Annotated in this window: 17 protein-coding genes; 11 read left to right on the plus strand and 6 right to left on the minus strand. The window is 67.1% G+C overall.

Annotated features, from left to right (window positions below; all coding sequences use genetic code 11):
- Window positions 1-16 precede the first annotated feature (16 nt).
- Both ACZ4MF_RS33625 and ACZ4MF_RS33630 read left to right on the plus strand, forming a co-directional pair.
- Entirely contained in the window at window positions 17-961 is a 945-nt protein-coding gene (locus tag ACZ4MF_RS33625; RefSeq protein ID WP_467496050.1) for a hypothetical protein, read from the plus strand.
- Window positions 962-1,037: 76 nt separating this feature from the next.
- Window positions 1,038-1,223, plus strand: a complete 186-nt coding sequence (locus ACZ4MF_RS33630) for a hypothetical protein (RefSeq protein ID WP_467496052.1) — start codon at window positions 1,038-1,040, stop codon at window positions 1,221-1,223.
- Between the two features lie 301 nt (window positions 1,224-1,524).
- Here the strand turns inward: ACZ4MF_RS33630 and ACZ4MF_RS33635 are convergent, their stop codons facing one another.
- The 5 genes from ACZ4MF_RS33635 to haaT form a co-directional block, all read right to left on the minus strand.
- The gene (locus tag ACZ4MF_RS33635) at window positions 1,525-1,854 is read right to left on the minus strand and encodes a DUF397 domain-containing protein (protein ID WP_467496054.1); all 330 of its coding nucleotides are present in this window, start codon (window positions 1,852-1,854) and stop codon (window positions 1,525-1,527) included.
- On the minus strand, window positions 1,746-2,225 hold the full coding sequence (haaN, locus tag ACZ4MF_RS33640) for a cyclophane-containing RiPP N-acetyltransferase HaaN (protein WP_467496056.1): 480 nt from the start codon (window positions 2,223-2,225) through the stop codon (window positions 1,746-1,748). The genes ACZ4MF_RS33635 and haaN overlap by 109 nt, the downstream gene beginning before the upstream one ends.
- A gap of 50 nt (window positions 2,226-2,275) precedes the next feature.
- On the minus strand, window positions 2,276-3,439 hold the full coding sequence (locus ACZ4MF_RS33645) for an FxsB family cyclophane-forming radical SAM/SPASM peptide maturase (protein ID WP_467496058.1): 1,164 nt from the start codon (window positions 3,437-3,439) through the stop codon (window positions 2,276-2,278).
- Between the two features lie 13 nt (window positions 3,440-3,452).
- Window positions 3,453-3,644, minus strand: a complete 192-nt coding sequence (gene haaA / locus ACZ4MF_RS33650) for a HaaA family cyclophane-containing RiPP peptide (RefSeq protein WP_467496060.1) — start codon at window positions 3,642-3,644, stop codon at window positions 3,453-3,455.
- A 137-nt stretch (window positions 3,645-3,781) separates the two neighbouring features.
- Complete coding sequence (haaT, locus tag ACZ4MF_RS33655; protein ID WP_467496062.1) at window positions 3,782-6,562, minus strand: cyclophane-containing RiPP biosynthesis TPR protein HaaT; 2,781 nt, start codon at window positions 6,560-6,562, stop codon at window positions 3,782-3,784.
- Between the two features lie 507 nt (window positions 6,563-7,069).
- Here haaT and ACZ4MF_RS33660 point away from each other — a divergent pair.
- The 9 genes from ACZ4MF_RS33660 to ACZ4MF_RS33700 all read left to right on the plus strand — a co-directional run bounded on the left by ACZ4MF_RS33660 (window position 7,070) and on the right by ACZ4MF_RS33700 (window position 18,220).
- A complete protein-coding gene (locus tag ACZ4MF_RS33660; protein WP_467496064.1) occupies window positions 7,070-7,612 on the plus strand; it encodes a hypothetical protein in 543 nt (180 codons plus the stop codon).
- 1,687 nt (window positions 7,613-9,299) lie between these two features.
- Window positions 9,300-10,544: a type VII secretion-associated serine protease mycosin gene (mycP, locus tag ACZ4MF_RS33665; protein WP_467496066.1), complete on the plus strand. Its 1,245-nt coding sequence runs from the start codon at window positions 9,300-9,302 to the stop codon at window positions 10,542-10,544.
- Window positions 10,545-10,734: 190 nt separating this feature from the next.
- Entirely contained in the window at window positions 10,735-11,175 is a 441-nt protein-coding gene (locus ACZ4MF_RS33670) for an amino acid ABC transporter permease (RefSeq protein WP_467496068.1), read from the plus strand.
- A 7-nt stretch (window positions 11,176-11,182) separates the two neighbouring features.
- Window positions 11,183-12,973, plus strand: coding sequence for an alpha/beta hydrolase (locus ACZ4MF_RS33675; protein WP_467496070.1), 1,791 nt, complete (start codon window positions 11,183-11,185; stop codon window positions 12,971-12,973).
- A gap of 10 nt (window positions 12,974-12,983) precedes the next feature.
- A complete protein-coding gene (locus tag ACZ4MF_RS33680) occupies window positions 12,984-13,595 on the plus strand; it encodes a hypothetical protein (RefSeq protein ID WP_467496072.1) in 612 nt (203 codons plus the stop codon).
- A 386-nt stretch (window positions 13,596-13,981) separates the two neighbouring features.
- Window positions 13,982-14,551, plus strand: a complete 570-nt coding sequence (locus tag ACZ4MF_RS33685) for a hypothetical protein (protein ID WP_467496074.1) — start codon at window positions 13,982-13,984, stop codon at window positions 14,549-14,551.
- A 260-nt stretch (window positions 14,552-14,811) separates the two neighbouring features.
- Entirely contained in the window at window positions 14,812-15,372 is a 561-nt protein-coding gene (locus tag ACZ4MF_RS33690) for a hypothetical protein (RefSeq protein ID WP_467496076.1), read from the plus strand.
- Window positions 15,369-16,049 carry a hypothetical protein gene (locus ACZ4MF_RS33695; RefSeq protein ID WP_467496078.1) on the plus strand — a complete coding sequence of 227 codons (681 nt, stop codon included), beginning with the start codon at window positions 15,369-15,371 and terminating at the stop codon, window positions 16,047-16,049. The genes ACZ4MF_RS33690 and ACZ4MF_RS33695 overlap by 4 nt, the downstream gene beginning before the upstream one ends.
- Window positions 16,050-17,140: 1,091 nt before the next feature.
- Window positions 17,141-18,220, plus strand: a complete 1,080-nt coding sequence (locus ACZ4MF_RS33700; RefSeq protein WP_467496080.1) for a hypothetical protein — start codon at window positions 17,141-17,143, stop codon at window positions 18,218-18,220.
- Here ACZ4MF_RS33700 and ACZ4MF_RS33705 read toward each other — a convergent pair.
- Entirely contained in the window at window positions 18,150-18,992 is an 843-nt protein-coding gene (locus ACZ4MF_RS33705) for a PE-PGRS family protein (protein WP_467496081.1), read from the minus strand. The two genes, ACZ4MF_RS33700 and ACZ4MF_RS33705, sit on opposite strands and share 71 nt — an antisense overlap.
- Window positions 18,993-19,210: the final 218 nt, after the last annotated feature.

Below are 19,210 nucleotides of genomic sequence, written 5' to 3' on the forward strand. Positions count from 1 at the left end.
GCTCGCTGCCACGGTGATGGCCGGCACCGTGGCCGGCGCGTCTGCAGCCGACGGCTCACCCACCACACCCGCGGAACCGGCACCGCGCATCGTCAGCGCAGCCCAGTACACCGCCGAAGGCGGCGCGGACCCGAGGTCCATGGCGCCTGTCGGCGAGGTGTCGTCGGCACAGGGCGCCAGCGTGCAGGAACTCACCAACCTGTTGACCAAGACGACAGGGCTCGAACTCCTGCAGGCGCCCGCGGTCGCGGACTACGAGAAGGTCGGCCAGTCGCTCACGTTCAGTCTCGGGGACGAGAACGCTCTGCGCCCACTCAACATCACTCGCCTGACCGTCCACGGAGACGTGCCGTCCTCGGTGCTCTCATCCGATGGCGACACGACGCAGACGACCACGCTGCCCAGCGGCAGTGAGCTGTTCACCGCCGTGGGCAGCGACGGCGTGAGGATCAGTACTCTGTCCCGGGACGGCCAGCTGACCCAGTGGGAAGCCCCGGCCATCTCGGCGCAGCACACCTACAGCACCGCGGACTTGGTGCGCTGGGCCACCACGGTGGACGAGCGGAATATCGCGGCCGCGAACTCCCCGACTCCAGGCGTCACCCAGGCAGCCAAGCCTCACTGCCAGCTGACACACAGCAAGGCTCCCTATCTGCACGGGGGTTGGCAGACCATCCAGGCTGATGCGCAGATGCTGTGCAACCAGCGAGGCAAAGGCAACTTCGAAGCCTCGCTGCGCCAGTACCAGGGGCTCGGCATCTGGAGGACCAAGGACGCCCGGGGGTACACGAACTCGCAGGGCCAGATCTTCTCGCTCCTCCTGCACTACGAGTGCTCACAGCTCACCACCAGTGGGTGGATCTACCGTGAGGACATCGGTAACGCGACCCTGCGCAACGGCAACGGCTACTGGGGGGATCACAACATCTGGTCCAACACGGCCACGATCCACTGCGCATAGAACGCCCTTCCCCTCAGCGGCTATCGTGGGTGCGCGGGGATAAAGGCCAGGCGCACTCTGATGAATGGGGAAACGGGTGCAGAACGAGCAACGCCGCCCTGATTCGGCGGACCTCGTCGTGGCCGGGTGCGGATGGCTGCTCATCGTGGCCGTGATCTCCCTGCCCGGCCTCCTGTTGAAAGACGGACCGCTGACCGCTTACATGGCCGTTGTGGGCGGGCTCATCGGATTCCTCTGGGCGCGCAAGAGGCTGCACCGCTGACAGGCCCTGTTCTCTGACCGGAATCACCCTGGGCAAGCCGGAACCCCCGGCTTGCCCAGGACGGGGCGGGCGGGCCTGTTGAGGTTTTCGGTTCCTGTTGGCTTCATGACGAGGCGCCGGACGAGTCCGGTCTCAGCGATCAACCTGTCGAGCAGGCCGGGCTGGTTCGCATGACACGGGGATACACCCACCAGGGAGTCACCATCACCTCGACCCGAAGCCCGCGATATCGAGGTCTTCGGTGCTGCGGCCGGCCCCGGCGAGGTATCCCGTCGACGGGATAGCCCCAACCTGTATGCGGCTAGCCGAGATGTCCCACCCTGACGGCTGTGACGAAGCCCGCCCAGTCGGGCATGCCGAAGAGCAGCACGGGCCCATCGGGGTTCTTGCAGTCCCGGACGCCGATCCCGTCGGAGAAGCCGGCGACTTCGACGCAGTACGAGTTCTCGTTCAGGCTGTACGAGCTCTTACGCCAGGCACTCCGTGGTGTGTGTTGAGACTTCGTCGACGCCTTCCACAGACTCACGTCGTGCCGGTGCCGATCCGGTAGACGATCTTCTCGTTGTCCTCGTCGAACCCGAGTGATCCGTAGAAGGTGCGCGCATCCGAGTTCACCCGGTCCGTCATCCATTCCAGGCGGGTGCAACCGGGGCGTGCAGTGGCGATGCTGCGGAGTTCGCTCATCAGCTGGGCGCCGATGCCCTGCCGTCGCAGGGTGTCGCGGACGTACAGCTCCTTGAGGAAGAGGGAGTGGGTGGAACCGGCGCTCGGCCAGAGAAACGAGTATGCGGCGAGGCCCACGATGTCGCCTGTCCCGTCTTCAACCACCAGGGCGGAAGCCAGGGGCGGCGCCCCGAAGAGCGCCTCTTCGACCTGTGCCTGACGCTCGTCGAACGGCTGGATGTCGGCATCTGTGGTGCCGTAGAAGCGCTCGATCTCCTCGATCAGCCTGGCCAGCTGTCGGACGTCGTTCTTCTCGGCTGGCCGGATCGTCACGGTCATCGGCGTACAGCTCCTCTCATTCGGGGTGCCTCGGGCGGGCGGCGGTGCGGCTAGGGGGCGGCTGGCATGGCAGCATCCAGCGCCCAGCCGTGCCGCTGTAGAGAACCCTGGACGTGCCGAATGAGATACGCCAGGTCCGCGCAGTACACGGACGGGTTCCGGTACCCACGGTCCGCGCTGAAGCGGTGCGGCAGGTAACCGCCGCCGCACACCGCCACCAGGGGACAGCTCTGGCACTCCGCGGCGAGTGCGACCGTCCCCTCCTGCTGGCGGTGCTGGAGCTTGGGATGGCGGACAGCCGCGTCGAAGGAGTCGTCGAAGACGTCGAGCCCGAGGCTGGTGGCGCCCTCCTCGACGGAGCGGAGGGTGTCCACCCCCTCGATGCCGCCGTCGGACTCGACCACGACGCTGGTGGGCGGAGCCAGCCCGAGCGTCTCCACCGAGCTGCGCACGCCGGAGCTCAGCGCGACGATGTCCTCCAGCATCCGGACGCTGTGCTGGTGGCCCGGGTGGTTGAGCCAGGCGTCATAGACCTGGCTCATCCAGAGCCCGTACTCGGGCACGCTCGGGTCGTTGCGATGGGGTGGATCGTCGTGGGTTCCGTGTGGGAAGCCGAAGTCGATCACTGGGGGCTCGAAGGAGGCCAGGTAGTCGTGGACCTCGACCGGGTCGTTGGCTAGGTCCACGACGGCGAGCAGTCCTGTGAACAGATGGGGCCGGGACCGCAGGAGTTCGATGCCGTGCACGGTGGAGGCCGAGCTGGATCGCCCGTGGTGGGTGAGCCGGTGCCGGTCGTTCGCGGTCGGCGGCCCGTCGAGACTGACGCCCACCACCACCCCGTGCTGCTCGAAGAGGTCCAGCCACGCCTCGGAGAGCAGTGTCGCGTTGGTCTGGAGCTCGAAGTGCACCTCGGTGTTCGCGGGAATCCCTCCCCGAACAGCAGCCAGGAGATCGGTCATGTGCCGGACACCGGCGAGCAGCGGTTCTCCGCCGTGCAGCACGACATGGACGGCCGAGAGACCATGCGCCATGACGTGCTCGCCGATCCTCCGGGCTGCGGCTCGGGCTACGTCCAGGCCCATCCGGGCGGGCAGGTGCCGCGCCGCCTGGTCCTTGGAGTTGAAGACGAAGCAGTAGTCACAGTCGATGTTGCAGCGGTTGGCGATCTTGAGGATGAACGTCCGGAAGGGAACGGCGACTTCGAGCCTCGTCATCAATGGCAGGTGCTCAGAACGGCCAAGGCCAGATGAGCGACGCGGCGTGGGCGCCGTCGCCGACGCGGTTCGTCGCGGCCTGTTCGGCCGCCCGGCGCTGCTGTACTCGGGCGGCGACGCGCTCCAGGACCAGGTTGCCCCGGGCGGGCTGCTGACCGGTGGGGGCCATGGCGTGCGAAGGGGAAAGGGACGTATGTGACGGCATCCAACGCTCCTCGTGGAGAACGTGCCCGAGACATGACGGGCGCGGTGCGACGGCGGTGGTTGAAGGCGACAGAACGGCTCGCAAGGTAGCAGCCCAGCCACTCACCGCAACACAGGTAAAATGGCCACGGTCTTGGCTCATCCCGCCTGCGACGCCAGGAAACGCTCGATGCCGTCAGCCGGCGAACTCAGGCCCAACTGCCGGTATATGGACTGGGCTTCGCGCAGCGGTCCCTCTGCCTGTTCGGGGCCATCGACCACCCAGTTACAGCGGCCTACTCCCTCCAGTGCTCGTGCCTCCTCCAACGGACACCGGATGGCCTGGGCCATCGCCAGCGCCTGTTCGAAGCGGCGGCGCGCCACGCCCAAGTCGCCGGACGTACGCAGCAGGATTCCCCAGTGGTTCAGGACCTCCGATTCACCACAGCGATCGCCGAGTTCGCGGAGGATGCCGAGGCTCTGCTCGAACGCCTCAACAGCACCATCCCGGTCGCCGACAGCCGCGCGAGCGGCCCCCAACTCGCCGAGCGCGGCGGCCTCGCCCCCGCGGATGCCGAGATCGTGGTATGTGTCCAGGGCTTCCTCCAGCACGCGCATCGCCGTCATCGTGTCTCCAGTCAGGCGGTCCAGTACGCCGAGATGGCGGGTGCAGTTCGCGCGCCCGAACCGTTCGCCGAGTTCGGTGAAGTACTCCAGGGCCTGGGTGTGGGAGTCGCGCGCGCCGTCGAGGTCGCCGGTGAGCCGCCGTACGACGCCCAGTTCGTTGAGGGCGTACGCCTGGTGGACCCGGTCGTCGAGTTCTTCGTAGATGCCAAGTGCTTCACGGTGCCGTTGCGCGGCCCGCTCGTACTCGCCCATAAGGCAGTGCACGACGCCCAGATCCCGCAGGGAGTTCGCCTCCCCATACCGGTCGCCGAGCTCACGGTAGAGCGACAGGGCCTCCGACTGGGCCTCGATTGCCGCGTCGAAGTCGCTGGTCTGGCGGCGCACCATGCCGAGGTCGGCGAGCGCGTTGGCCTGTCCGAGCGGGTCACCGACTGCGCGGTAGAGGGCGAGGGCCTCGGTCTGGGCGCGGGTGGAGGCGTCGTTGTCCGCGGTCAGATACCAGACGATGCCGGCCTGGTTCAGGGCGTCAGCCTTGCCGCGCAGGTCGCCGACCGCTTCGTACCGCGTCACGGCCTCGTTGAGAGCCTCGGTCGCCTCGGGGTAGGCGGCCATGAAGCGCCGTATGACGCCGAGTTCGGTCAGCGCGTCGGCCAGTGCTCGCTGGTCGCCGGTGTGCCGGGCGGCCTCGGCGGCGGTCCGGTGCAGCCCCACGGCCTGGTCCCAGGGGCCGGCCTGCCGCAGGAAGGGTGCCATGGCCGCCGCCAGGCTGATCACCAGGTCGTGCAGGGCGAGGGCGTTCGCCCGCCGGATGCAGGCCAGGATGTTGGGCCGCTCGTCCTCCAGCCATCTCAGTGCAGCCGGGCGCGACTCCAGGGGCGGGGTTTCCACCTCGCCGGCATCGTCCGGCGGAGGTGAAGCGACCGCGCCGCTTCGGGCGATGTGATCGTTAGCGACGGCGAGAGCGGCCAGATAGTAGGTGCCCACACGCCGGACGGCCTGTACGTGGTCCATGCTGCCTCCTTCGTCAGCGAGACCGCGGGCGTAATCGCGCAGGAGGTCGTGAAGCCGGTAACGGCTTCCCGGATGCTCGTCGATCAGGTGGGCGTCGTAGAGCGCGTCGAGCTGGTCGCGGGCGCCCGCCACCGTGACCGCGGCGAGCGCCGCCCCCACGAAGGCGTCGAGATCCGTACCGGGGTAGTGACCGAGGGCCCGGAAGAAGCGCTGCAACTCTGCTTTGAGGTCCTGATAGGACAGGTCGAAGGTCGCGGCGACCGCACGCTCCCCAGCCCGCAGTTCGCCCAGCCGGTCCCGGGCCGCGACGAGCCTCGCGTGCAGATCTGCAGCACTCCACGAGGGGTGATGCCGCAGTCGCGCAGCGAGCAGCGATACCCCGAGCGGCAAGTACCCGCACAGCCGTACCAGTTCCCCGAGCACGTCCCGGTCGAGTGCGTCGGCCGACCGGCCGCTGAGCCGTACGAACAGATCGACCGCGTGATCCGGTGGCAGCGCCTGAACCGGCAGCACCACCTCCTCCTGGGCGGCCAGCCGTTTGCGGGACGTCACCAGAACCAGGCATTCGCTCTCGCCAGGGAGCAGCGGCTCCAGCTGCCGGTAGCTGCCCGCGTTGTCGAGAATGAGCAGCGCCTTCTTCCCTGCGAGCCGACTGCGCCACATAGCGGCCCGAGCCTCGATCACTGCTCCGACGTCGTCACCGACGGGGATCTGCTGCGTCGGCACGCCGGCGGCGGCGAGCAGCGAGGCCAGAGCCTCGGTGGCCTGCACCGGGCTGCGTCCGGGAGTGTGCCCGTTGAGGTTCACGAAGAGCTGTCCGTCCGGGAACCGCTCCGACAGGACGTGCCCCGCGTGCACGGCGAAGGCGGTCTTCCCGACGCCCGGCATGCCGTCGATCACATGGACGGGGAGACCTTCGCCGGTTTCCTGCGCGGCACGGACCGACTGGACCAGCGACTCCAGCTCGGCGGACCGGTTGGTGAACGCCGAGGTGTCGCGAGGCAGCGACCGCAGCACCAGGGCGGCGCCGGGCGGGCCCGACCCGTCGTCCGCTCGGAGCAAAGGCTCGGGGTCCTGCCGCGAGGGCCGACGATCGTCCAGCACAGTAAGGACCGCGGCCAGTGCGGCCGCGATCACCCCCAGCATGACGAACGACAGCCAAGGATGCTTCTGTAACCATCCCAGCCAGGACGGCCAATGAGACTGCGCCGACACCGCGTTCGTCACCAGACCCACGAGCATCGTGGTGACCGCGCCGCCACCGGCGACGACAGCGAGTGCCGCGCCGCGCCGCATCCTCATGCCCGCGGCTCCGCAGTCCCACTGCGCGAAGAGCGTCTCGGTGGCAGCGAATCTTGATCCTGCGGGGCTCCTGACCTCGGCACCCCTCTTGTCGCCGTGCGGAGTGAGCAGCGAGCTGGTCGGCACGGCACATACAGGTGCACCCAGATCACGTACACACCCCCGGATCGCGCTGATCTCGACGCCACATCGGTAGTAAGCGGACCAGCCGCAACGGACCCGGTCAAGGTCACCTCTGCGCCACCCGCTGTCAGGTATCAGCCATTCAGAACGGCAGCGCACGCACCTGAGTACAAGTGCTCATGCGCTCCATCACGCCGGGGGGGTTGGGTGATGGCATGCCTGATGAGCCGCTGGCTTCCTGGCTGCGGGCGGAGCGGCCTCCATGAATGGCCTGTTCTCGGCCGCTCGCTGCTACGAGGCGACCGTGGCCTGTCACTGCTGGTAGCTAAAGTTGCTGGTGCGGATGTGAGCAGTCGGTTGTTCTGACGATAGGGGGAGGGTGTTGTGCTTCCGAGCGATGGCGGGTCGACGTCGGGCACGTCGTCGTGGGCGTCCGGCCTGTTCGACGCGGCACGCGAAGCCGTCGCCGATGTGGCCACGGAACTGTCGTCCTTCACCACCTTCCAGAAGCGCGTCGACGCCCTGATCCACGACCTGAAGGGCTCGCAGGCAGGCCCAGGCAAGATCGGGCAGGAGCAGCTCGCACGCCATCAGTTAGGGGGCGGCGCCGGGGCGTGGGCGGAGGCGGCCGGGCTGTTCAGCACGTACGAGACGGTGATCAGCGAGCTGGAGACGCTGTCGAAGCTGCTGTCGGACTCCATGGAGGGCATGAACATCGCGGTCATGGCCTCGCACAAGGGCTACCAGAACGTCGACCTGGACGTCCGCGACCGCATGGCGGCGATCAGCGCGGAGACGACGAAGAACTACGGCGGCGGCTACGACCCCGAGGGGCCGAGCAAGGCCCACAGCAGCGGGAACGGGACGCAGACCGGGCAACCGTCGAAGCCGGCGCAGGCGGATGGCGACGCGGGCGGTTCGATCTGATGGGACGGACGGGAGCGGGGGAGTTCTGATGCCTGGCAAGGGATCCGGCGGCGGTACGTCCTTCGAGGGCATGAGCCATGAGCAGATGCTGGCGTGGCTCGACGAGGCCGACCCCGGCATGGTGCAGGCCGCCGCGGACCGACTCGCCGCGGCCGCCAAGGAGATCCGCAAGATCGCCGAGGAGCTCAAGGTCCGTCCGCAGTGGGTGGAATGGAAGGGCGAGGGCGCGCACGCGTTCCGTACCTGGTCCGCCGACCTGGCCAACTCCACCCTGCGGCTTGGTGACTTCAGCGATGGCGCTGGGAAGTGGCTGAGCGAGGCGTCCGGGGCGATCGCGCACGCGCAGGTATCGATCCCGCGCGACACCAAGGGCGCGCAGGCGAACCTGGACGCTGCGAACGCGGCGCACAACGACCCGGACGCGGCGGCGGTCAGCGCCAAGGCCAAGAGCGAGCTGGCTGCGCTGGCGGCACACAAGGAGAAGGTCCGCCTGGAGGCGGCGGCGCAGATGCGGAAGCTGGGGCAGACCTACGAGTGGTCGGCCACGCAGATGAACGGGCTGGAGCGGCCGAAGTTTCCGCCGCCGCCGAAAGCGATCGTGCCGCCGTCGGGATCCCTGACCTTCGGCCGGGATAGCAGCGTCGTTGGCCCGGCGAGAAGCGGCGTCGGCCATGCTCCCGCGGTGAGTGGCGTGTCCTCCCATGCAGTCGCCCAGGGACCGGCACCGCACTCAAGCTCTGCCTCCGTATCGCAGCCGACAACCTCGCCCGATCACGTCGGCACCTCACAGCATCCTCCGGTGGGGAATGCCGAACCACCTGCCCGGATGGGCATCGACTCCGTGGGCACGTTGCCCCATGCCCCACACACGGTGGCGAGCACGCCTACGAGCACGCCCAGTGGTCTACCTGGCGCCGGCCGGATCGACGGCCCCGGTCCGGCGCAGCCTACGATCATCCCTCCCGCGTTCGGGAGCGGCGCCAGAACAACTGCGGGTCCTGTCAGGCCGGTAACTGGCACGGTGACGCCGGGCAAAGACGTTGCTGGTCCTCTGCAACGAGGAGGAATGCCAGCGCAACGAGTAGGAATGCCAGCCGGTCCGGCAGAGCCGGGGCGGGAGACGATTCCCGGACGGCCCCTCTTGGCGCCAGGCGAGGAAGTCCCGACGCCGAATCCCGGACGCATGCCAAGCGGCGGCAATGGCATTGTCGGGGGCCGTCCGACCACGCCTTCTACGGGCCGGCCGACAGGGGCCATCCCCCGCGGAACGGTGGTGGGTACGGAGGGGCCGACCGCCCGCGGCCCTGTTGGGCGTCCTACGACAGGCACCGGTGAGCCTGCGCCCCAGCCGGTTGGTCGCGCCGCTGGGGTCTCCGGTGGTCGCACCGCCTCGCCCTACGGAAGGGTCGTCGGCGGCAGCACGCAGGAGTCGTCTCGGGGTTCCCTTGACTCGGGAGCTCCTGTGCGAGGGGGTATCTCCGGTGGGGCGCCCGCCCCCAAGCGGTCAGGCAGCACGCGCGTCAATGCGACTCCGAGGGAGACGTCATCAGCGTCTTCAGATCAACCACGCAGCACTGCAGCCACGCCTGGCGGCCGCCAATCCAAGCAGCAGCGTAATCGGAAGGACGACCGCCGTTCCGCTCGTCCGACCAACGAGTGACCGCCTGCGAACAGCGAAGGAAAGCCCATGCTCTTCAAGAGGACCCGACTGGGGCGCCGTAAGGCCGCGGCAGCAGCCCTGCTGTGCCTGCTGCTGGTAGGTGCCGCGGGCCAGCCGGCGTACGCGGACGGGATGCGTGCGCAGCAGTGGTTCCTCGACGCCATGAAGGCGGAGCAGATGTGGCGCACCAGCACCGGCACGGGCATCACGGTCGCCGTGATCGACACGGGAGTGGACGCAGAAAACCCTGACCTGAAGGGGCGCGTCCTGCGTGGAAAGGACTTCGCCGAGGGCCAGGCAGGAGACGAGCACACCGACTACGACGGTCACGGAACGAGCATGGCCGGTCTCATCGCCGGAACCGGAGCCGCAGACGGCGGAAACGGCACGTTCGGGCTCGCTCCGGGGACAAAGATCCTTCCGGTACGTATGCCGAAGTCCACAACGGCGACCAACGAGGCGGCGTCCATCGAGCAGTTCAACCTGGTCCTCCCGAAGGCGATTCGCTACGCGGCGGACGCGGGCGCACAGGTCATCAACATCTCGATGGGGGCGGAGCAGGGTTCGCCCGACGTAACCGCCGCGGTCAAGTACGCCTTGAGGAAGGGCGCATTGGTCTTCGCGGGCGTTGGCAACAGCGGCGACAAAGGGAATCCGGTCGAGTATCCCGCAGCGACGCCTGGTGTCGTAGGCGTGGCAGCGGTGGGCAAAGACCTCCGGCGTACTTCGTGGTCCGAGTACGGCCCCCAGGTGGACATGTCCGCTCCAGGCGCTGACATGGTCGCCGCTTGCACCAGCACGACAGGCTTCTGCAAGACCGACGGCACCAGCGAAGCCACCGCCATCGCCTCCGCCAGCGCCGCCCTGATCTGGTCCAAGCACTCGAACTGGACCAACAACCAGATCCTCCGCGTCATGCTCAACACCATCGGCGCCCCCACGGACGGATCCAGGCGCAACAACTCCATCGGCTACGGCATTGTTCGGCCACGCGTCGCCCTGCAGAACCCCGGAAACCCGGGGCCTGCCAACGTGTACCCGCTGCCCGACCTCGCGGCCGCGGGGGCGTCAGCTTCCCCGTCCGCGAGCACATCCGCGGCGTCCGGCACGGGCACTCGGGCAAAGGGGGACGATTCCGCGGCCGACGCTTCCTCCTCAAAAGACAGCGGTAACGGCGGTCTCTGGATCGGAATTGGTATCGGCGCCGTATTGCTGCTCGGTGGGGTATTCGGAGCTGTGGTCGCCGTCAAGCGCCGACGCCGCTTCGCTTGACGGAACCTGTCGAAGAACTGTTGTACGTGGAAAACAGGCCAAGCTCGCCATATATGAGTACCGATACTCAGCCACTCAGTACGCGTACTCAGGTGTTCCCGGGACCAAATCAATAGGCTGACGCACCGCGGCAACACAACGCATCACGAAACACCACGTCGCCGCCACGAAGAGGGGGAGGACCACACCGATGGCGTGGGACGAGTGGGAGCAGCTCAAGGCAGGTGCGGCCCAGCGGATGCAGATCGACCATCTGGCCGATCCGGGAGGCGGAGGATCGAGCGGTGCCTCTGGTGGGTCGGCTCCTGATCTGAAGGCGTCGAAGGGTCCGTGGACCAAAGCTTCCGGCGTGGCTCAGGATTTGCGGACGGTCACGAACGCGGGGCTGACTGCGCTCAAGACGGCACACCAGGGCGTCAAGGGCGGGACCGACGGGTTTACGAGCACCGCGGCGCTGAACGAGCTCCTGCCCACCTGGGAGAAGCGGCTGACCTCGGTGCGCAACGAATGCGACCGGTTACACGGCGCGCTCGCCAAGACCGGCCGGGACTTCGGCGAGCTCGATCCCGCCGTCGCCGGCAAGGTCAACGGCGTGAAGGCCGGCGGCAACACACCCGATTGGGCGCGGTGAGGCAAGCATGCCCACATGGCAGCAGCTGCGCGACGCGAAGTTAACCGAGTACCAGGACGCGGCCGACGGCTGGAGCATGGTCAGCAACCGCGCCGACGCCGCGCGCATCCGGGCCGACCAGGAGATGGCCGCCCCGCTCCGTGCCACGCAGAAGGGTGAGGCGCAGACCTCGGCCGAGCGGGATCTGACCCAGCTGGGCCGGAACTACCAGTACATCCACAGCGAATGCGGTCTCGTCCGTACGGCCTTGAACGCTCTCGCCTCGGAATTATCCGGTGCCCAGAAGAAGCTGAAGCAAGCCCTCGACGACGCGGCCCATCTCAAGTTCACGGTCAACGAGGACGGCTCGGTCGCGTATCCGAGGAGCACCGAGCTTCCTATGGCCCCCGGTACCTCCGCCGGTACCGGAACCGCCAAGTCGGGCGCCCCTGTCCCGTACCTGCCGGGTGTGGGCGAGGCGAACGGCGATCCCAACAAGGGCAAGGCCGAGGACATCGCCGAGCGCATCTCGCAAGCAGTGAACAGCGCCATCGAGATCGACAACCGGTACGCGAAGACCCTGCGCGAGCTGAAGGCACCAGACGGCCTGGCCGTGACCGACGACATGCTCCTGGACGAGGCCCACGACATGGGCGACGTCCAGAAGACCGTCGGCACCTATCTCAGCAAGGACAGCATTCCGCAGGGCAAGTCCCCGGCCGACAACAAGAAGTGGTGGGACGGCCTCACACAGCAGCAGCGCGAGGAGTACCAGACGCTGTACCCGGCCGAGATCGGTGCGCTCGACGGCCTACCGACCGTGATCCGCGACTCCTCCAACCGAACCGTGCTGGACGAGGCCCGCGCCCAGGTCCAGCACAACCTCGACAAGCTGGGCCCGGAGCCGGAAAAGCAGATCGTCACCGCGGGCGGGATCATCACGAACCCGGAATGGACCGCGTGGAACGCCATGGGCGGCAACAAGTACAAGGACCAGCTCAAGGGCATGGACGCCATCCAGTCCCGCTTCGACCAGACCGGCATCGACGACCTGCCCCCGGCCTACCTGCTGGGCTTCGATCTCAAGGGCAACGGACACGTCATCCTGGCCAACGGTAACCCGGACACGGCGGACAACACGGCAGTATATGTACCAGGGACCTTTTCGAAGCTCGCGGGCGACAAGGGCGACATCCAACGCATGCAAGACGTGTGGGACGTCAGCAACCAGTTGTCCCCCAGCAAGACCACCTCGACCATTACCTGGATCGGATACGACGCCCCTCAGAGCCTCGCCCCCGAGGCCATGGAGCAGCACTTCGCCTACGAGGGCGCGCCCAAACTGAACAACTTCCTGGACGGTCTGCAAACGGTCCAGGGCGGCCCGGACGCCGGCCACACCACCGTCATCGGCCACAGCTACGGCTCCACCCTCGTGGGCGCCGCGTCCAAGGCTCCGGGACACTTCGCGGCGGATGACATCGTCGTGGCGGGCAGCCCAGGCATGCTGGTCGGCGACGCGAGCGACCTGGACGTCGGAAAGAACCACGTGTGGGCCGAGGCAGCACACGACGACCCGGTCCCGCTGGGCGGCAAGATCGCCCACCTCGGCGGGTACAAGTGGGGCGTCCAGACCTTCCACGGGCTGCCGTACGACGCCGGTTATATCCAGACAGTCCCATCCGACGAGGCGTTCGGTGCGCATCGCATGGCCGTCGACACAGGCGGCCACAGCGGCTACTGGGATAAAGGCTCGTACAGCCTCTTCAACCAGGGCGCTGTAGTTACTGGACGGTACAACCAAGTTGTCTACCCGTAAGGTGATGCCGATGCGTAGCCCAGCAAAGAAGCGGTACCGAGGGGCCTCCATCGGTCTTGCCGCCGCAGTCGCAGTTTCCCTCCTCACGGCAGGATGTTCGAAGACCGTGAACAACAACGGACACTCCCCCTCGACGCCGCAGCCATCCGGCTCACAGGCAGGTTCCGGGCATCCCACGTTGGACGTGGACAAAGCCCGCGACAAGGCGAAGGCCTCCTCCAGCGCGATCTACGAGATGATCGGGATCCGCAAGGGCAAGGTCACCGAGCGCGGTCCCGCCATCTCTACCTGCGTTGGAAAGGATCCTCAGTACTTCTACATGACGCGACACCCTTGGTCGGTCTACGACGTCTCCGAGGACGAGCTGAAGGCGGGCTTCCAGCGGCTACGGGCGGAGCTACCGAAGAGGGGCTGGAAGATCGTCGACTACGGCCCCAACAACAGCGAGGCCAAGTCACTCTCCCTCACAGCCGATTCGGAGACGGACCGCTTCTCAGTGAACGCCGTGCTCATGGTGTCCACCCCGACTAATCCGCACGAGAAGGACCCGCTTCTCGCGATCACCGTTGTCTCTGGCTGCTGGCGTGCCCCCAAGGGCACGGATCTCAACACCCAGTACTGACCGCAGAGGCACCGCCAGCCACTTGCCACCGCCCAGTACAACACCGGGCTAGTGTTCCGTGATCCGGCTCGTGTGACCCGCAGTGTTCTGCCTCGTTGGGCCAGGCATGGATCTCTCTCCCGAACAGGAGGCGGAATCGCGCGGAAGTTGGCGGGGGACCGGCATGCGCCAGCCGATGTCGTGCTTCGGGCCCGCATGGTGTTGTGGGCCGGTGAGGGACGCCGTCGCAAGGATGTCCCGGACCGAACGCCTTCGGCCACACCGGCTCCAGGTTCGACGCCCCAGAACGATACGACGATCCCGGTCACTGTGTCCGATAGTCATTGACAACGGGGGTTATCAGACACGATCTACCCGCCCCGTGCTGGTTCCACGACAATGACCACATGGAGGAGGTCCTACCAGCGATCGACACCGTCCTACTGCTCACCGCGCTGCGCGATGGCGAATCCATTCCTGATCTCACCCTGTCACTTTCATCGTTCGAGGATGACGGCCCTTGGCAGCATCCTCGCCTCAGGCAGGGGGACCTGGACCGCACGTTCGAGGCCGATCTGGCACGGGCGGATCAGCGCTGGGAAGAGATCTGGGGCGACCACACCTGGACGGACCTCGACGAACGGGACTCCCAGCGGACTGAGGACCACGCCGAAGCCGAGCGGGAAGCGATCAAGAACCGCGCCCACCGGGCAGGGACCCACCTCATGGAGCTCGTCGACTGCGTCGGTGACAGACTGTGGCCGAGCCTCGTGGAGGCGGTGGAAGTCGGCGACCGGGGGCGTACAATCCGAGCGCTGGCAGCTGCGTGCGCTGCGGCACGGGAGACGGAACCCGCCTACAAGCTGTACGAGGTTAACCTCTCAGCACAGTACGAGTCGTCGCCTATTTCCCTCGGCGCCGTGGGGGAGGTCCTGGGCGACTTCGAGACATGGCTGAGATCACCTAAGGCCGAGTGACCAGCAGAGGCATAGACCTATACAAGACACGTCATCGCGCCAGGCGGGGTCCTCCTACGGCGCCCTCTCGTGACGTAGGCGTCTGTCTGCCCGAGGACGTCCGATTCGACCGTGGAACCCCAGTTCCGGAAATCCGCCTGCCGCCGGAGGCACTCCGGCTCCTGCTCGACGACTAACTGCGGTTCCTTCGAACACAGTCCGGGGAGCAGCCGTGGACCGACTGGCTACCTCACATGAAGGCTCCTGATGCGAGGGAAGACATGAACCAGTTCGAACTGCGCCGCGTGGAACAGCAGCTCCGCGAAGCGCTGCAAGACACCGCCCTGAGTTGGGTGCTCGACGATGTCGACGCGGCAATCGCCTCGGGAGTGCCTGAGGAGAAGATCCTCCGCCGACGCCAGCAGCGCCGCGGTGATGACTCCCCTGCCGCGAGCCCGGCCGCAGCAGCGCTTCGATACGAGGTCGTGGACCGCAGCGTGCTTGGCCTCGTCGAGTACGAGGCATCACGCAAGCGAGGAACGCTGGTCATCGCCACGCGCGCCATGACGGATGAAGAGCGTGTCCAGCTCCTCCTGGACGCGGTAAGGCGAGTGCTCGTCGAGCTGCCTGAAATGGAACTGGAGGTGCTGAAGACGCTCCGGACCGAGCCGGAGGGCGACGCCGGCAGCCGGAGCATCGCCGAGGCGGTCGTGTTCGAACCAGACGAAAGCGCTCGATCACGCCGTAGCCGAACGGAGTTCCGGGGAGATCGGATGCCGAATGAGCGGCGTACACGCGTAAGTCAACTGCTGGCCGAAGTAACGAGGGAGGTTGCCAGTTGAGCACTGTCGATCACTTGGTCGGCGAGATCAAGAGCCTTCTGGCGGCGGGGGCGGTGTCGTACGACTCCACTTCGAAACCGTCAGACGTCTACGAAGGCTTCATTTTCTCCCTGATCGTCGCCACTGCGAGTCGGCATGGGGCCACTGTCACCTACGAAGACGTCTACGGGTCGAAGGCCAGCAGCCTTGTCTTCCGGACCGGGCCCGGTCATCTGTACAGCAACAGCCAGCCCTTCACACACGCCGTGATCGAGTTCGATGGTGCTCCCGCCCTTGAGGTCCACCTCGGCGTGTACGTGACTGGGGCGTCAGGCGTCCTGCACGAGTGCGACGTGCTGGTTCTGCCAGCCGAGGAAGCCGCCCTGAGCCGGGCACAGGGCATCGCACCACGAGGAAGTCAGTGCGTCCTCATCGTCGAGTGCAAGTACTACGTCTCCAACCTCGGCATCGGTCTCGCACGGAACTTCGAAGGACTACGGGCCGACATTCGCACCCAGAACGAGCTCTTCGTCTCCAACACCAGGTCATCGAGCATCGTGCGGTACCTCGATGCCCGAAAGAGGGGCTTCGAGCCGGATGTGGTGCCCAACTCACCCCAGGCGGGCTATCTCCAAGCGGAGATCAGGAAGACCTTCAAGAGCTACCTGAGCAAGCACGCCCCCTCAACAGTGATCTGAGCCCGCTGGTCGAGTGCCGCAGCGACAAGGGTTATGAGCGGACGGCGCTACACCATCCGCTCGGGCGCTGAGTCATGCACAGCATCGCGCAAATTCGCCTACGCAATGTGGCATGCGGATGTCGTCGTCCGGCCAACGCACCACCACTTGGGAGAAATCTGGGAGAAGATCTTCCCTCAAAGCCACTGCGGGGCCTCCCCAGGCCAATCGAGACCGACACGCTGACCTGCATAAACATCATCGCCTACAGGTAGACGCCCTGCGTGACCTTCGCTCGGGACGAAGAGATCGTGGGTTCAAATCCCGCCACCCCGACAGCCGAAATAGCAGGTCAGGCTCGGTACTGAGAGATCAGTACCGAGCCTGATTTGCTTTGCGGGCCCATTTTGGGAGCCATTTGGGAGCCGACTTCGGGGAGCGGCTCCCCAGCGGCTCCCAACGAGGGGTGTTCCGCCTCCGAGTGCGCCGTGCGCTCCGGATGAGTCACCCCCACGGCTTGTGCCGAGGAGACACCAAACGGTACGACGATCGACATGCACCGATGGTCTCCGTTAAATGACCGGCAGCTCGCACTCCTCACCCGCATCGGGGACGGAGCCGCCCTCCGTCACGTCGGACAGCCCCGAGTTCGCTCTCACCGCCCGCGCGCTCAAGGAGCGGCGCCTGATCACCATGCCGAAGCAGGATGGGAAGTGGCAGGCGGAGATCACTGACGCGGGGCGCTTCTACCTCGAACACGGCCATCACCCGGACCGGCCGGAACCAGCTCAGCGCAGGCAGCGGGCAACGGACTCCGGCAAACGGACACAACCGGCCCCTTCACCGCAGAGGCAAGCCACAGCCCCGTCCACGACGAAGCCGGCGCCGCAGCGCGCCGCCAAGCCCCCACAGCCGTCGCCGGCGGAAGTCGGAGCCGCCTTGATCGCGGAGGTACAGCAGGCTGGACGGTTCCTCCGGATCCCTAACCCCACGACGAGGAGCGAGCCCGCTACCGCAGGGCGTTCGACGCGGCCCGGCAGTGTGCCCCCGAGGGATACAGCCTGAAGTACAGCGGGCGGGCGAAGGGGGACTTCTTCCTCGGCCTGCTCCGGGTGACCGGCGAGGACGAGACCGAGTGGAACCGGATCCGGCTGGCGCGCAGTCGTGTGATCACCGATGTCGAGGACGTGATCGCCGCAGTCACCGCGGATCACAGCGCCTTCGAGATCTCGGAGGCGTTCCTCCCCCGGGTGCTCTCGCTGCTCCGGCTCCTCGCCGAGGAAGCCCTCGCACGCCACGGCGAGATCGCGGTGTCGAAGAAGCGCAGGCAGCCGAGGCCGCTGCTCACCGTCCACGGCAGGACGTACGAGGTCAGCTTCCGCGAACGGCAGAAGCCGGTCCGGTACGTCCCCAAGCAGCCGGGCCGCCGTACGTACGACTGGCAGCGTGTCACCCCGGCCCAGAAGTTCGAGCCGTCCGGCGAACTGGAGCTGCTGGTCAGCCAGCAGTCGGGCTACAGCTACGGCTGGAAGAAGGAATGGGCCGACACGGCCAAGAAGCCGTTGGAGGAGCAGGCCGGTTCAGTCTTCCGGGCGTTGAAGGCGCGCGCGGAGGAACAGGAGCGGGCTCGACTGGAACGTGAGGCGGAGCAGCAGCGCCTGCGGGAGGAGCAGGAGCGGCAGGAGGCCGAGCGCCGGCGCCTGGAAGCGGAGCGAGAGGAGCGCGAGCGGCGGGAGTGGGAAGCCGCCGTCAGCGTGGCTTCGATCAAGGCGGTTCACGCGGTGCGGGCCGAGCGCTTCGGCACGGCCCTTGAGCAGTGGCAGGCCGCGGAGGAGATCCGGATGTTCTGCGCCGCTCTGGATGAAGCCGCCGCGGCACCGGAAGACACCCTCGATGCCGAGAGGCTGCGAGAGTGGTCGGCTTGGGGGAAGGCCGAGGCCGACCGGCTCGACCCCACCCTCAGCGGCAACGGCTTGGCTTCTCTCAACTTCCATGCGGAGCCGACGGGAGATCAACTGCGGCCGTTCCTCGACGGCTGGCACCCACACCGGCCGGAGAAGGAGACGAAGCCCGCTACTCAACCAGCGCCGCCCAAGACGGAGCCAGATCCGTGGCGCGGTCTCATCGACGCACGTCAGGATCAAGGCTGGAGATATGGACGCCCAGGTCGCGCTCAATGGTGGAGGCGATGACGCCGTGGCCGCGGTCGCGTAGGGCCTTGACCGCCTTCTCGACCAGTTCTCCGAGCCGGATGACCTCGGTGCGCAGCGCAACCAACTCGTCGTAGCGGTCGGCCTTGTCCTGGCCGCACCACGCCCGGACGGTTCGAAGGACGGCCGCCTCGGCGTCCAACTTGCGCTCGTCACGCCTACTGTAGGAGTACCAGGAGGGCTGGGCACGTTCCTGCTCGATGTCCTGCTGCTTGCGGTCCACCTCCGGAAGGATCTCGTCGGCGAGGCGGCTGGCCACGTGGCGGGCGATGCGCTCGGTGACCGGCCACCCGGCCAGGCACATTCCGCGGTGGTTCTCGAACACCATGGTGTCGCCGCGTAGTTCGGCGGCGTCCAAACTGATGAGCGGTGCAGTCTCGTCGAGGCGGCTCAGCTCCAGAACGCCTGCGTCCGCCACCGTTCGGCGCAGTCGCAACCTGTTCTTCGGGCGAACGAATCCGAGGATCATGCGGGCGGCCTCGAATTCCGTGCTGCCCCCGACGTGGCGCGAGGACTCCACCAGCGCCAACTCCGCCGCGTCGTCCGCGCGGAACGTATCGACATCCGCCCACGGTGCTACGAGGGAGCCGGAATTGACCCACTCCTGCAGGCCGGCGGCATCGCCTTCGAGAAACCGCACGTGGACCCAGCCAGACCTGCCAGGGCCGCCCACGCGAACGACCTCCACCTGACGAACCGCACCGCCCAGCTCCTTCGGCCTCGCGCGGTAGGCCCAGTGCTCGCCAATCTCCATGTGTCTATTGAGCCAGGTCGGTTGGATCCATCACTGGGCGTTTGCCATAACTACCGGCGCGAGCTCCTCATCACCAGGTTGACGCCTCTCTGCGAAGCATCGCGCGAAACAGCTTCGCCCTGGCAGCGACCACACGGAGGCACAGCAGCACGTCCGGCCATCCATCCGCGCTGTCCCTCGTAGCGCTACTCACCAGACGACGCTCCCTCCGCATACGA

The sequence above is a fragment of the Streptomyces sp. NPDC025793 genome, assembly GCF_055558375.1.

What these genes read in the sequence shown, in the direction of transcription:
- ACZ4MF_RS33625 (WP_467496050.1), top strand. Translation starts at nt 17, where the DNA reads ATGGCCGGCACCGTGGCCGGCGCGTCTGCAGCCGACGGCTCACCCACC.
- ACZ4MF_RS33635 (WP_467496054.1), bottom strand. Translation starts at nt 1,854, where the DNA reads ATGGATGACGGACCGGGTGAACTCGGATGCGCGCACCTTCTACGGATC.
- haaN (WP_467496056.1), bottom strand. Translation starts at nt 2,225, where the DNA reads ATGACCGTGACGATCCGGCCAGCCGAGAAGAACGACGTCCGACAGCTG.
- ACZ4MF_RS33645 (WP_467496058.1), bottom strand. Translation starts at nt 3,439, where the DNA reads ATGACGAGGCTCGAAGTCGCCGTTCCCTTCCGGACGTTCATCCTCAAG.
- haaA (WP_467496060.1), bottom strand. Translation starts at nt 3,644, where the DNA reads ATGCCGTCACATACGTCCCTTTCCCCTTCGCACGCCATGGCCCCCACC.
- haaT (WP_467496062.1), bottom strand. Translation starts at nt 6,562, where the DNA reads ATGAGGATGCGGCGCGGCGCGGCACTCGCTGTCGTCGCCGGTGGCGGC.
- mycP (WP_467496066.1), top strand. Translation starts at nt 9,300, where the DNA reads ATGCTCTTCAAGAGGACCCGACTGGGGCGCCGTAAGGCCGCGGCAGCA.
- ACZ4MF_RS33670 (WP_467496068.1), top strand. Translation starts at nt 10,735, where the DNA reads ATGGCGTGGGACGAGTGGGAGCAGCTCAAGGCAGGTGCGGCCCAGCGG.
- ACZ4MF_RS33675 (WP_467496070.1), top strand. Translation starts at nt 11,183, where the DNA reads ATGCCCACATGGCAGCAGCTGCGCGACGCGAAGTTAACCGAGTACCAG.
- ACZ4MF_RS33680 (WP_467496072.1), top strand. Translation starts at nt 12,984, where the DNA reads ATGCGTAGCCCAGCAAAGAAGCGGTACCGAGGGGCCTCCATCGGTCTT.
- ACZ4MF_RS33685 (WP_467496074.1), top strand. Translation starts at nt 13,982, where the DNA reads ATGGAGGAGGTCCTACCAGCGATCGACACCGTCCTACTGCTCACCGCG.
- ACZ4MF_RS33690 (WP_467496076.1), top strand. Translation starts at nt 14,812, where the DNA reads ATGAACCAGTTCGAACTGCGCCGCGTGGAACAGCAGCTCCGCGAAGCG.
- ACZ4MF_RS33705 (WP_467496081.1), bottom strand. Translation starts at nt 18,992, where the DNA reads ATGGAGATTGGCGAGCACTGGGCCTACCGCGCGAGGCCGAAGGAGCTG.